Genomic DNA, 13,393 nt, shown 5'->3' with positions numbered 1-13,393 from the left:
TTCACTGTCCGGCTCCGATCAGGGCTGCGGGGTTGTTGAATCCGGCTTCGACGCTCAGCGGGTACCGGGCGCACAGGTCCTTGACGTCCTCACGGATGCGCGCGGCCCGGACCGGGTCGATCAGATACTCGGTGTCGCTCAGGGGCGTGGTGGCGCTCAGCACGGTGTGCACCAGGCGGGCGCACTCCCGCATCTGCTCGGGGCCCATGCCGCGCTGCGCGAGGATGTTGGTGCCCAGGCGCAGGCCGCTGGTGACGAGCGGGGGCTTGGTGTCGCCGGGGATGCGGTTGCGGTTGGCGAGGATCGCGCACTGCTCCAGGGCCCGCTCGGCGACGACTCCGGTCGGGCCGCGGTCGATGATGTCCAGCAGCACCATGTGGTTGTCGGTGCCTCCGGTCAGGACGCGGTAGCCGAGAGCGGACAGTTCGGCGGCGAGCGCCGCGGCGTTCTCCACGATCAGCCGGGCGGTGTCCTTGAACTCCGGGCCCGCCGCGAGCGAGAAGGCGCGGGCCTTGGCGGCGATCGTGGCCGGGCTCGGCGTGCCCTGGGACTGCGGGAAGACCGCCCGCTGCATGAGCCGGAACAGCGGGGTGCGGCCGTCGGGCCCCGGCGCGCGGTGGTCCTGCCCGCTGAGGATGAGGCCGCCGCGGGGGCCGCCGAGCTGCTTGTAGGTGCTGGTCGTGGTGATGTGGGCGGCGTTGATGGGGCTGGGGTGCTCTCCGGCGGCCACCAGCCCCGCGATGTGGGAGATGTCGGCGAGGAGGTAGGCGCCGACCGAGTCGGCGATGGCCCTGAACCGGTCGAAGTCGACGGTGCGGGGGTAGGCGCTGGCCCCGGCGATCAGCACCTTCGGCCGGTGCTGGTGGGCGAGCTCGGCGACCTGGGCGTAGTCGATGCGGCCCAAGCGGTCCAGGCCGTAGTGCACGGCGTTGAAGTGCCGTCCGGTCACCGAGGCCGGCGAACCGTGGGTGAGGTGACCGCCGGCGTCGAGGCCGAGGCCCAGAAGCGTGCCGCCCGGGGGGATAAGAGCGGTGAGCACCGCGAGGTTGGCCGAGGAGCAGGAGTGGGGCTGCACGTTCGCGTACTGGGCCCCGAACAGGTCCTTGGCCCGCTCGATGGCAAGCAGCTCCACCTCGTCGAAGCGGGCGGCACCGGGGTGGTAGCGGGCGGCGGGGTAGCCCTCGGCGGTGACGTTGGACAGTGCCGCTCCGCCGGCCGCGAGGACCGAGGGGTCGGCCACGCTCGCCGAGGCGATCATCGCCAGCGTCGCGTCCTGGTGGCGGATCTCCGCGTCCAGGAGACCGGCGAGCTCGGGGTCGGCGCGGTGCAGGGACTCCATGCCGACGCGCAGGTGCCTGGCCTGCTCCCCGCCCTTGGACCCGGCGTCCTCATGCGGAGTCGGTGTCCGTCCCGCATACCACTGACCGGCCATTTCGTACGCCTCGTCTCTCGTTCGGTAAACCGGAAGGAAATAATTCGGTTCCTGGTTGTCGCTGCCGAGCGGAAACCTTTTCCCCAATCCCGAGGCAGCAGCGGAATTAAGAATGACCCTAACTTCCCGACAGGGGGCGGACAACGACGTTCAAGGCACCCGGACCGAACAACGAATAAAGCGCCCCCCTCCCTCGAATAAAAGGGAGAGGGGCGCTTGTGTGGAATTCTCTGCGGCATCAAAAGCGATACGCGGAACGGGTAATTCCCGAGGGTCGGCCGAGGCGTTTTCCCGGCACCCGCCGGGCTAGCCGGCCGCCACGGGCTCCGCCTGACGCTCCAGGGCCTGCGCCATCCCGGCGACGGTGGGGCTCTCGTACAGCTCGTTGGCGGTCAGCCGGACGCCCAGCTCCTCGTCGATCCGGGCCAGCAGGCGGGTGGCGCGCAGCGAGTTGCCGCCCAGGTCGAAGAAGGAGTCGTCGCGGCCGACGGAGGCCTGGGTGAGGACATCGCCCCAGACCGCGGCGATCCGGCGCTCCAGTTCCGTCGCGGGTTCCTGGTACGTGCGCCGGCTGCCGGGCCGCTTGGGCGCGGCGTCCAGGAGCAGTTGCGTGGTGTCCACCGCGCCCGCGGCGTCCACCGGGATCCGGGCCACCTCCACCATGCGCACGGGCACGGGAAAGTCGCGCAGGACCGGCTCCAGGGCCGCGTGCACGGCCTCCGGGTCGATGCCCTCGGCCGTGTAGGCCACCAGGACCTCGCGGGCGCTCAGTTCGTCGGTGGCGAGCTCGGCGAGGATCGCCGGGTTCTCCAGGTCCAGGCCGATCAGCAGGTAGTGGTACGGCATGGACGTGGCCGACAGGAACGCCCGCAGCCCGTCGTCGGGGTCGATGGCTCGGAAGCCGCGCTGCCGTGCGGGGGCCTCGGACTGCCCCCGGTTCATGCCGACGTCGCTCCACATGCTCCAGGCCAGGCACCGCACGTCACGCCCGCGCTCGTGGCGCCAGTGGTCGGCGAAGCCCACCAGGAAGGTGTTGGCGGCGGAGTAGGCGCCGAAGGAGCGGCCGCCGAACTCCCCGTTGACCGACCCGAAGAGCATCAGGGACGTCTTGGGCCTGCTCTCCAGGAGCGAGGCGATCGCCAGCGTGCCGGCCACCTTGGCCCCGTACTGGGCCGTGAACGTCTGGCGCGTCTCCCGCGCCAGCGTGTGGCGCTCCAGGTCCTTCCACTGGCCGGTGACGTCGGCCGCCGCCAGGTGCAGCACCCCGTCGAGCGGGCGGCCCCAGCGCTCCTCGGCGGCGCCCACCGCCTCGGCGAGCGCGGCCGCGTCGGCCACGTCCGCGCGGAGGTAGCTCACCTCGCCGAGGGCGGCGAGTTCGGCCAGGCTGTCCGCCTTCTCGCCGGTGGGCGCCGAGCGTCCCACCAGGAGCAGGCGTGCGCCGTAGGCCGCCAGGAGGTAGCCGGCGATGTCGTGGGCGATGCCGCCGAGTCCGCCGGTGACCAGGTACAGGCCGCCGGGGACGATCGCGGGGGCGTCCTGGCTCTCGGCCTCGGGGACCGGCCGCAGGCGCGGCTGCCAGCGCAATCCCTCGCGGGCCGCCACCACCCCGGTGCGGGAGCGGTCGGCCAGCTCGGCGGTGACGGCGGCCGCCCACCTGTCCCGGTCGGCCGGCAGGTCGAGGTGGCGCACGGTGACCTGCGCGAGCTCGGTGACGGCGGTGCGCACGAGCCCGGGGAGCGCGCAGACACCGAGGTCGATCCGGTCCCAGGGCCGTACGTGGACGGCCCCGGTGGTGAGCAGCAGCAGCAGCGGGCGGGGGCCGCCCTGCCAGGTGGCGCCGTCCAGCGCCGCCATCAGGGCGGTCACCCGGGCGGTCGCCTCGCCGAGCCTCGCCGTGTGGTCGGCGCGCTCGCCCCCACCGCCGGGGAACGCGGTGCACACGATGGTGGAGATGGGGCCGTGCCGGGCGCCGACCTCGGCGAGGACCCGGCTGAGGTGCGCGCTGTCGCCCGGCGGGACGCGGTAGGCGACGGGGCTCTCCTGGACGAATCCCTCTCCTTGCGCCGCCTCGCGGACGACGACCACGCGGCCCTGGTCCAGCCCCAGGAGGGGAAGGTCGCCGGGTTCGGCGAAGACCAGCCGGACGCCGTCGGTGTCGGTGTCGTCGGATGTGTCCTCAAGCCGTGACCACTGCCGGCGCAGGAAGGCGGTGGCCGGCGGCCCGGTCTCCTCCGGCTGTTCGATCCGGTCGGCGAACCGGCCGGCCCGCAGGTCGGCCACGAGCGCGCCGCGCTGGATCTTCCCGCTGGCGGTCTTGGGGAACTCGGCGACGGTGACGGGGACGAGCAGGTCGGGCGCCAGGCCGGCCTCGCGGCCGAGCCTGGCCCGGATGTCCTGGAAGGTGCGGGTGAGCGAGTCGGCGTCCCAGCGGGTGGGGACGAAGAAGACGACGAGCCGGTCCGAGCCCTCCCCCGCCTCGCGTACGCCCGCGGCCGCCGAGTAGGTGACCCGTACGCCGTCGACCTCCTCGACCACGCTCTCCAGTTCGTGGGCGACGTAGTTGGCGCCGCGGACCACGATCTGGTCCTTCTTGCGCCCGGCGATCACCAGGTGGCCGTCGTGGACGAAGGCGAGGTCGCCGGTGCGGAACCAGCCCTCGGAGTCGAAGGCGGCCCGGTTGGCCTCGTCGTTGCCGTGGTATCCGCGCATCATCGTCACGCCGCGGATCTGCAGCTCGCCGATGCGGTCCTCGGGCAGGACCGCTCCGGCGGCGTCGACGATCCGGACCCTCACCCCTGGCAGTGGCGCGCCGACCGTGGAGAAGGACACCGCGTCCTGTCCGCCGCGCTGGTCACGCTGGTTTGGGGCGGAAAAACGCAGGTCCCCGTCGAAGGAGGAGGGGGCGACGACGACCGTGCCGGCGGCGCGGTCCTCGCGGCTCTGCGTGGAGTAGGTGACCCCGGAGCAGGTCTCCGACATGCCCCAGGCGGGCGCCATGGCGTCGGCGGGCAGGCCGTGCGGTGCGAGCAGTTCCAGGAAGCGGTGGCTGTTGGCCGCGATGACCGGCTCACCGCCGTTGGCGAACTCGCGGACGCGGGAGAGGTCCCACCGCCGCTCGGCGATCTGGTCGGCGTACTCGCTGATCAGGTTGAAGGCGAAGTTGGGCGCCCAGGTGTTGGTCGCGCCGTAGCGCTCCAGGAGGTCCAGCCACATGAGCGGGTCGCCGAGGAAGTCGTCGATCTTTCCGTTGACGTGGAGGCTGCGCAGGAAGACGTCGCGGATGTTGTAGAAGACCATCGTCACGTGGTCCAGCGGCATCCAGATGACGCTGACGTCGTCGCTGGTGTAACCGCGGCCCTGGATGACCGACCAGCTCCGGGCGGCGACGGAGGCGTTGGTGTGCTGGACGCACTTGGGCACGCCCGTGCTGCCGGAGGTGAGCAGGTTGATGACGGGGGTGTGGGCCCCGCCTGCGTGCCAGCGCGTGTCGGGGGCGTGCCGAGCCAGTTGTTCGACCTCCAGGACCCGCACGGTCGACTCGTGCCACAGCGCGCGGACCTCCCGCAGGGCGGGCGCGGTGGCGGTGTCGGTGAGGATGGCGGGCTGCTCCAGCAGGTCCCAGGCGTTGCGGAGCTTGCGGTTGGCCTCGTTGTGCGCGGCGTAGGTCGTCGCCACGGCCACCGGGGTGGGGACGAACCCGCCGAGGACGCACGCCCAGAACGCGGTCATGTAGCCGCGGTGGTCGTCGAACTGGAACAGCGCCGCGTCGCCCGGCTCCAGGCCCGCGGCCCGCAGCCCCGCGAGGACGCACTCGGCCTCCGCCAGGAGCTCGGCGTAACTCTGGAACTGCGGCTCCTGACCGCCGCGTACGTAGACGGTGCCCTTGTCGGGCGCCTGCTCGGCGGCCTGGCGCAGCGCCTCCTGGAGCGTGCTCGCGCCGCCTTGGGGGACGTGCGGATCACCGCCGTACAGCTCGGACGTGGGCCGGTGTCCGTCGGTGCGGGGCTCGGCGGCGGCCGGCGCGGCCGGGGCGGCCGCCGGGGCCGGCGCGGCCGGGTCGAGTTCGCAGGTCACCGCCCGTGCGCCCTGGCGGACCACGGCGGCGGCCTCCCGTATGCCGGGCACGGCCCGGACGGCGGCGGCCATCTCCGCGATGAGGGACGGCTCCAGGGCTCCGGAGGTGCTCATGAGAGGCTCCCTGCCTTCTCGGCTTCCAGCAGTACGTGGCTGATGTCCCGGACCAGCTCGGCCGGGTCGTTGAGGAAGTAGAAGTGGCCGCCCGGGTAGAGCCGGATGTCGAAGGCGCCGTCGGTCTGCTCGCGCCAGCCGTCGAGCGTGTCCCGCGGGGCCCGCGGGTCCAGGGCGCCGCTCAGCACGGTGATGGGGCTGTCCAGGCGGGGGCCGGGGCCGACCTGGTGGTGCTCCCACAGGTCGAAGTCGGCCCGCAGGGTCGGCAGCAGGGCGTCCATGACGTCCTCGTCCGCGGCGATCTCCGGCTCGATGCCGCCCAGCCGGACGACCTCGGCGGCGAGGTCTTCGTCGGTGAGATCGTGGAGCTGCTTGACGCGGCCCGTGGTGCCGGGGGCGGACTGGGCGGAGAGGAAGAGGCGGCTGGGCCGCGGGCCGCCCTTCGCGTGCAGGGCCCGGGCCACCTCGAAGGCGAGAACGGCTCCTCCGGAGTGGCCGAAGAAGGAGAACGGCCCTTCCATGACCGGCCGCAGGGCCTGGGTGAGCACCTTGACCAGCGGCCCGACCGCGGTGACCGGGTCCTCGGCGATACGGTTCTGCCGCCCGGGCAGCTGGACGGCCGCGAGTTCGATCTCCGGCGGGACCAGGGCGGCCCACTCGGCGTAGGCACCCGCTCCGGCGCCCGCGTGCGGGAAGCAGATCAGGCGGTGGCGGGGAGCGCCCCGTCTGGCCCGCCATATGTAGGGGGTCTCGGCGATCAGCTCGAAATGGTCGGTCATCTCTCACGCCTCGCCATCGACGAACGTCCCGGTCCGCGCCGCGGACGTCAGGGCCGGCGTGCGCCGCGATTGTGCTCGCACGGTTCCTCCAAAAATATTCGCTGTGAATTCGGTAAATTCCGCGCAGTCGGCGGCCGGGGGGAAATTCACCGGGGCGGGCGCCGAAATTGAATGGACCAGCTGGTTAACCTCTTCCGGCAGAGACCGACGATGCTCGTCGTTTCGCCGGGCCGGCCAAGATGGCGTGGCGGTGCGTGCTGGTGAACGCTTCCCTGTGTTCCGGTTCTCTTTCCCAGGCCGGCTTTCACCTTGGTCTCCGATGGGGGCGGGTGGCCGGGAGCGGCCGCGCCGCCCCGGGGCGAGAGGGCGCGCTGTCATGGGCACCGCATCTCCAGTTCGTGTGCCAGGCGCAGCCAGTGCTCGGCGCACCGGCGGGCCGCCTGGGCGAGCATTCCGGCGCGGTGCACCGGGACGCTCTGGGCCAGCCGGCTCCACTTCGCCTCGTCGCCGATGGCGTGCAGGCTCAGCAGGTGCAGGAGGGCCCGCCCGGCTTCGGTGCGCAGGGAGGGGTCCTTGCCCATGTTCGGCAGCATCAGGCTGATGGCGGCGGCCGACGTGCGGGTGGCGGCACGGCCCGCGGCCGCGCGGGAGGCGGTGGTCTGCGCGGCCGTCGCGCCCGTCGACGGCCTACGGGGCTTCGGCGCCACCGGGTCCTGGCCGAGCCGGATGCGGTCGCGCACGTCCTTGGCGGTGGCGGTCGCGATGCCGGCGCGCTGGGCGATCTCACGGAGCGAGGCGTCGGGGTGGGCGGCGATGATCTGGCTGGCGCGCCGCCGTCCCTCGGCCGCGTGCAGCGGCCTGACCCGCCCGTCGCGCCCCATTCTGGTGTTCGACTGTCCGCCCTGGGTGGTTGAACGGCGCCGGATGGCCGCGACGGTGCTCGCCGCCAGGCCGGTGTTGGCGGCGATGCGGCGGTCCGACCACTGGGGCCGGGCGGCGACGATCCGGCTCGCCGCGGCCGTGCGGTCGGCCAGGGTGAGGGGCAGGCCGTGCGCGACATTGAGTCTGACGGCGAGGGCGAAAGCGTCCTCCGGCTCGCCGTCGAAGAACTCCACCTCGACTTCCTTCTCGCCCCGCAATTCGGCTCCGCGCAACCGGTGCATGCCGTCGATGACGCGCATCGTCGGCCGGTGGACGAGGATCGGCGGCAGCGGGGCGTCGAGCTCGGCGAGCAGCTTGACGTGATCGTTGACCTCACCGTCGACCCGCGGCGAATCGGAGGGCAGCAGCGCGCCGATGGCCACGGTGGCGCGCTGGCCGCGCGGGCGGTCGTTCGGTGACGGGCGGTCGGCCGGTGACGAGTGGTCGGCCGGTGACTCGGCGGGCGCGGAGTCGGATGCGGAGCCGGTGGCGGCAGCGGAGGCGGTGGCGGCGGATCCGGAGGCGGTGGCGGTGGCGGGTGCGGGTGCGGCGGATCCGGAGGTGGGGGCGGCTGTCGGCGCGGTGGGCCGGGCGGTGTCGGTGAGGACGGCGAGTCGCAGGCTCATCGCTCCTCCTCCACCGGCAGCCCCGTGCGGCCGCTCGTGGCGTCGTACTCGCGCGGCGTGGTCCGGCCGCTGCCGGTGGGCCGGCTTCCGACGGCCTCGGTATGGGCGTCCAGGACGTTCATGACGTAGTGGTTCCTCCCCGGTGGTTGACCGGTCCCCCGTAGGTACCAGGCATGGGCCTTGTCGCCGGACGTGCGGGCAGCGGTGCGCCGGCGGTGGTACGTGCCACTTGACATGCATCTGCTGCGGTGCATCGCGGCTCCCCCTCGACGGACGCGGCTACCTCGGACTAGGAAAATACCAGTGTGCGGGTTTTTTATCGAGAGCCTTGCCGAATCCGGCAGAAACCGGGGCCGCACGCTGAAGCTGAACGGGCGCCCACGCGGTTGCGCCTCGGGGGATTCGGCACAACCGCATGGGCACCGCCCGACCGGACCGAGTAGGCAAAGTGCCTGCTCAGGCAGTTCTCTCACCCTCCCGCGAGCCCCACACAGGGACGAGGGCACAGGGAGAGGAGCTGACAGCGGTCGGCGTGACGCCCACCGTGCCGATCGGGATGAAGGAAGAAAATCATACCTACCTCGCGGTTTTCAAGCCCCTCACTGCGCTTCCCGGACCCCTCGCGTCACGCAGACCGCCCGGCGCACGCGCTCACCATCCGCCCCAACCCGCTCACATCCAGCCCTTTTGAACCGTCGGGCCCTGCGGACCGTCGACAGGTAATACGAAACCGCTATGCTGGTTTTATAAGCTCAAGGTGCAGTCCCCGTATCAAGGAGCACCCGTGACCAAACAAGAGCGCGCCGCCCGTACCCGCCACTCCCTCATCCGCTCCGCGGCCGAGACCTTCGAGCGGTACGGATACGTCCAGGCGAAGCTGGCCGACATCAGCGCCAGCGCCGGCGTCAGCCAGGGCGCCCTGCACTTCCACTTCGAGAACAAGGCCGCGGTGGCCGCCACCGTCGAATCGTCGGCGGGCGTGAGCCTGCGCCGGGAGGCCTGGCTCTCCCAGCGCCCCGGCATGAACGCGCTACAGCGGCTGACGAACACCTCGCACGCCCTTGCCGGACGGCTGCGCAGGGACGTCGTGGCCCGGGCCGGCGTACAAGCTGAGCTGCGAGGCGCCGCACAGCCCCGGCCCCACGCTCCCCCAGGAGTGGCGGGTGTGCGTACGGCAGCTGCTGGAGGAGGCGGCCCAGGAGGCCCTCCTCGTCAAGGAGGCCGAACCCGCCGAGGTCGCCGACGCCGTCGTCGCGGCGACCACCGGCTTCGAGCTGCTCGGGCGCGACGATCCCGGGTGGCTGTCCGACACGGCGCTGACCGCGTTCTGGCGGCTCCTGCTGCCGTGCATGGCCCGCCCCGAGGCCCTGGGGACGCTGGAGCCCGGCGGCTCACAGGTCCGCGCGCTCAACACACCGGTCGGGTGAGCGCGAAGCCCCCGCTCCCGTACCGCCGCCCGCCCCTCGCACCGCCCGGAACCCCACGTCGCTCTGTCTGCCGTACTGCTCGCTCTCGGCTTGGCTTTGTTCATGAGAACCGACAGCACATGTACACGAGTTTGGGCAGCACTCGGAGCTCTGCAGAAATCGAACAGATCATGACTTCAGGCAGCACGGGCCCCTGCCGGAAATTCAGCGGGGGTCCACGGTGCAGAGAGCTGCGGAGGGCCGGCACCTGTTTCTCGATGAGCGGCATGCCGGCCGACCTCAGCTACCGCACGCTGCCGGTCCGACGGCGCGGCCTCACTTCAGGTGCCGGGCAAGAAATCGGCCCGCTTCGTCGCCTGCGGACTGCGGGACGCCGGTGTGCCCGCCCATGTTGGCGTGCAGGGTCTTCTCTTTGGAGCCGAAGGCGTCGAACAGGTCCAGGGCCGCCTGCCGGTCGTTCCCTTCGTCGTCCCACTGCAGCAGGACATGCAGCGGAATGGTGACCTGGCGGGCCTCCTCGAACATGGCCCGGGGGACGAAACTCCCGGCGAACAGAACGGCGGCCGAGATTCGCGGCTCGACCACCGCCAGCCGGGTCCCGATGGAGATCACTCCCCCCGAGTACCCGATCGGGCCGCCGATCTCGGGCAGCGACAGGAGGGCGTCCAGGGCGGCCTGCCATTCCGGGACTGCCTTGTCGACCAGCGGGAGGATGAGGGCGTCGATGATCTCGTCGCTGACCGGCTTGCCGGCCTCCATCGCCCGGCGCAGGTCGGCGCGGGCCTGCTCGGCGGCGGGCAGGCGGGGCCGGTCGCCGCTTCCGGGGAGCTCGATGGTGGCAGTGGCGAAGCCGGCCGCTGAGCAGGCCCGGGCTCGGGCCACCAGTCGGGGGTACATCTTGTGCAGTCCGAGCGGGGGGTGGCCGAGCAGGATCAGCGGCGCCGGTGCGGATGCGGGCGTCCACAGGATGCCGGGGACCTGACCGAGAATGAATTCGCGTTCGAGGACGCCGTCGTCGAGGCACTTTTCGGTAGTGAAGTGAAGGGCCATGGTGGTGCCTTTCGGAAGTGCGCTTGAACGGCGCTCCCGGACGACCTATCGCCCGACCGTGACCCCGGAGGGGAGCACCCATGTCGATACTGCGTTCACGGGTACCACCTCCTCGATCTCTCGCACGGCCGCCGGAAACGTAGCAGTGGTCATCCTCGTCCGCCAACGGGTTTTTGCGGAGTCTCCGTGGCGCCGCCGCAGAGCCGCTACTCGGGAAGTGGGGTGCACTAGCGCTGTCGTTTCTCGTGAACATCGAACACGACGCACCGCCGACGCCTCCCGAACTCGTGTACATGTGCTGTCGGTTCTCGTGGACAAAGCCACTCTTGGCTCGCTCGTCCCGGAGGACGGCCCCGGGTTCCTGCCCGCGCTCATCGGCGTGGCATGGATCGGTGGGACGTACGCGTTCCTCGACCGGCGATGGCCCATCACGGGGTGGATGACCCACACCCGGTGGAGCGGGTTCGCGCAAAAGGGCGGCGCCCACCATGACCGGCCTCTCATAGGCCACCGCAGCACCCGGGAGCACCAACATCGCGCGGGCGAACTCGTCGCGGAGTCATCTTGGCCGGTCCGCGCCGAGGTGCGGCCGGTCGTACGCGTCACGCAAGCGAGTAGCGCCATCTCGCCCCTTCTCGCTGCGGCGTACGGTGACGGGGTGGCAAACGACGACTTGGGCCGAACTCTCCGACGTCTCCGTCGCCTGGCCTCCCTGACCCAAGAGGAGTTGGCCGAGCGCTCCGCGGTGTCCGTGGACGTGATCAAGCAGCTCGAACAGCGGCGCAAGCACTCGGCGCGCTTGCCCACGTTGCACGCGCTGGCCAACGGTCTCGGCGTGGAGCTGACGACGCTCCTGGGAGATCCGCCCGCAGTCACCGCCGCAGGCGAGAATGACGGGCCGCGCTTCGTGGCTGTACGCCGCGCCATCATGCCGGCGCTCTGGGGGCCGGACCCGCAACGACCAGGTCCTGACTTCTCGCTGGACCAGCTGCGCGAGCAGATCGCGGACGGGTGGACGCAGTACCACGCCGCCGAGTTCGGCGCGGTGATGAAGGCACTGCCGGACTTGCTCTTGGATGCGCGCACCGCCACGGCCGCGGACAACGACGACGGCCGCCGGGCCGGATTCGCGGCACTGGGCAAGGCCCTGCAACTCGCCGGACACGTCGCCGTGCGGATGGGCAAGACAGACCTTGCGCTCATCAGCTTGGAGCGCGCCGTAGATGCCGCGGGCCGTTCCTCCGACCCCCTGCTACGCCCCATGATCGTCAACTCCGTTGCGTGGACCTATCAGCGACAAGGGCGCCTCGGTGACGCCTTGAGTAGCGCCCTGCACGCCGCAGACGTCATCAAGGACAACGGACTCATGGGCACCGCTGACGGCCTGAAAGTCTGGGGGGCGCTGACGATGTCCGCCGCCACGTCGGCCGCTCGCAGCAACGACTATGAGCGGGCGGCCGCGTTGATGGAGCACGCCGAGAAGGAAGCCGCCCGCGTGGCCAGGCTGCCGCAGGGCAGCGACAGCCGCATGGTCAGCGTGTTCAGCCCGTCGTCGGTACGGATCGAGCGCGTACGCCTGGCCGTCCAGTACGGGCACCCCGCAGAGGCTCTGACGCTGGCCAAGGGAATGCGGCTGAGCAAGGACACCCCGCCGTCATGGCGGACATGGCTGCTGCTGGACGTGGCCCGAGCCCATACAGACCTCGGTGACGCGGCAGGGGCGGTAAAGACCCTTGAGTCGCTTCGTCGGGTGGCGCCGACGTGGATGCAGCACCACACGTTGGCGGTGGCCATCGTGCGTGACCTTTGGGCGCTTCCCAACCGTCCTGCGGGGCTCAGCTCCTTGGCCGAGTTCTTGGGAGTCGGTGACTAGGTCGCAAAAGGGGGACGTTCCGTCCCTGTCACGCTAAGTAGCACATCGATTCCATGAGTCAGGCGAGACCCCGGCGACCGCGTGACCGGTCCCGGGGCGTGGCCGACTGACTAGGAGTCGACATGGGCGACATCACGGGCCAACTACCCGGTGGGGGAAGCGGTTCAAGAACTCTCCCGATGCCGCCGGTTGAACTGCCCGATCCGGCCGGGCTCGCCGAGGATCAGGTGTGCGGCCGGCGCTGCGTGTGGTGTGCGGCCAGCCTCAACACCGCCATCGCCGTCGACTTCGGGGAGCGTCGCGAGGTGAGCGCGCAGGGCAGCGTCAGCCGCTGGTTCCCCCGCTGCTGCCGCCCGTGCGGCTTCGAGCACATCTACCGGGCGCTCCTTGACCACACCCAGTCCTGCGAGCAGTGCGCCGCCGACCTCACCCACTGCCGGGTGGGCAAGGCCCTGCGCATGGCCATGCGGACGGCGCGGCGATGAGCGAGGGCGTGCGGTACTGCGGGCACTGCGACGAACCGATCACCCCGCAGAATCCCGGCACGGCCACCGTGAAGATCTCCATCTCGGCCGGCGGTGCCGTCATCTGGCGGCACGACCAGTGCCCGCGGCTGCCCGCGCCCGTCCGCCGGTACCCCACCTAGACCCCCGGTCGCGTCCCTGGGGAGGGGCGCGGCCGGGACGGGGCGGCCCGCCCGTCGCCGACCCCCGAGGCGGGCCGCCCACCGCCCTCGTAGAGGAGAGAAGGAATGACCTCGTGCCCTAAGAAGCGTGCCCGTGCCCGTGTCAGCAGCAAGAGGAGACATGCTGGGCGGACCGGTGATCTGCGACGCCTTCAGCACCCACTACTACGCGCTGGTGCCCTGCGTCCCCAAGCGTGTGTGGCCGCACAAGGGGGTGTCCTTTCTGGGGACTGAGCCTGTCTCGGCGTCCCGCGCACCGACGTCCTGACCCCGCCCGGTACGTACTGGGCCGTGCCGCCGCACACCACCGGCGACCTCTGCGCCCTCTCGGCAGTCATCAGCATGGTTGACCTCGGACGCCACTGTCTGGCTCAGGCGAGCGAGTGGTGACCGGGAACCGCCGACCTCGGGT

General features: G+C 71.5%; 10 protein-coding genes and 1 pseudogene. 5 read left to right on the top strand and 6 right to left on the bottom strand.

From position 1 onward, the window contains the following. Window position 1: 1 nt before the first annotated feature. The 5 genes from glyA to ACOBQB_RS09610 all read right to left on the bottom strand — a co-directional run bounded on the left by glyA (window position 2) and on the right by ACOBQB_RS09610 (window position 8,068). On the bottom strand, window positions 2–1,432 hold the full coding sequence (glyA, locus tag ACOBQB_RS09630) for a serine hydroxymethyltransferase (RefSeq protein WP_423590597.1): 1,431 nt from the start codon (window positions 1,430–1,432) through the stop codon (window positions 2–4). Between the two features lie 306 nt (window positions 1,433–1,738). Next, window positions 1,739–5,620 (bottom strand): SDR family NAD(P)-dependent oxidoreductase, encoded by a 3,882-nt coding sequence (locus ACOBQB_RS09625; RefSeq protein ID WP_423590596.1) that lies wholly within the window; start codon window positions 5,618–5,620, stop codon window positions 1,739–1,741. After that, window positions 5,617–6,399 (bottom strand): thioesterase II family protein, encoded by a 783-nt coding sequence (locus ACOBQB_RS09620; RefSeq protein WP_423590594.1) that lies wholly within the window; start codon window positions 6,397–6,399, stop codon window positions 5,617–5,619. Before ACOBQB_RS09620 ends, ACOBQB_RS09625 begins: the two co-directional genes overlap by 4 nt. A gap of 374 nt (window positions 6,400–6,773) precedes the next feature. Then, a complete protein-coding gene (locus ACOBQB_RS09615; protein ID WP_423590592.1) occupies window positions 6,774–7,946 on the bottom strand; it encodes a ParB/RepB/Spo0J family partition protein in 1,173 nt (390 codons plus the stop codon). Next, entirely contained in the window at window positions 7,943–8,068 is a 126-nt protein-coding gene (locus ACOBQB_RS09610) for a hypothetical protein (RefSeq protein WP_423590591.1), read from the bottom strand. Before ACOBQB_RS09610 ends, ACOBQB_RS09615 begins: the two co-directional genes overlap by 4 nt. A gap of 635 nt (window positions 8,069–8,703) precedes the next feature. Between ACOBQB_RS09610 and ACOBQB_RS09605 the strand changes: the two are divergent. Next, window positions 8,704–8,841 (top strand): annotated as a pseudogene (locus tag ACOBQB_RS09605) (hypothetical protein); the annotation flags it as partial. A gap of 268 nt (window positions 8,842–9,109) precedes the next feature. After that, a complete protein-coding gene (locus tag ACOBQB_RS09600; RefSeq protein ID WP_423590590.1) occupies window positions 9,110–9,373 on the top strand; it encodes a hypothetical protein in 264 nt (87 codons plus the stop codon). Between the two features lie 315 nt (window positions 9,374–9,688). On the opposite strand, the gene ACOBQB_RS09595 is transcribed toward ACOBQB_RS09600, so the two are convergent. Further along, window positions 9,689–10,423 (bottom strand): dienelactone hydrolase family protein, encoded by a 735-nt coding sequence (locus tag ACOBQB_RS09595; protein WP_423590589.1) that lies wholly within the window; start codon window positions 10,421–10,423, stop codon window positions 9,689–9,691. Between the two features lie 658 nt (window positions 10,424–11,081). Between ACOBQB_RS09595 and ACOBQB_RS09590 the strand changes: the two genes are divergently transcribed. From ACOBQB_RS09590 to ACOBQB_RS09580, 3 genes are all read left to right on the top strand, one after another. Further along, entirely contained in the window at window positions 11,082–12,296 is a 1,215-nt protein-coding gene (locus ACOBQB_RS09590; RefSeq protein WP_423590587.1) for a helix-turn-helix domain-containing protein, read from the top strand. Between the two features lie 179 nt (window positions 12,297–12,475). Then, a complete protein-coding gene (locus ACOBQB_RS09585; protein ID WP_423590586.1) occupies window positions 12,476–12,781 on the top strand; it encodes a hypothetical protein in 306 nt (101 codons plus the stop codon). Next, a complete protein-coding gene (locus tag ACOBQB_RS09580; protein ID WP_423590585.1) occupies window positions 12,778–12,942 on the top strand; it encodes a hypothetical protein in 165 nt (54 codons plus the stop codon). The genes ACOBQB_RS09585 and ACOBQB_RS09580 overlap by 4 nt, the downstream gene beginning before the upstream one ends. Window positions 12,943–13,393 lie beyond the last annotated feature (451 nt).

This window comes from Streptomyces sp. G5(2025), from assembly GCF_049542075.1.
In the GTDB taxonomy this organism is placed as follows: domain Bacteria; phylum Actinomycetota; class Actinomycetes; order Streptomycetales; family Streptomycetaceae; genus Streptomyces.
This window is presented reverse-complemented; position numbering and strand designations above follow the sequence as displayed.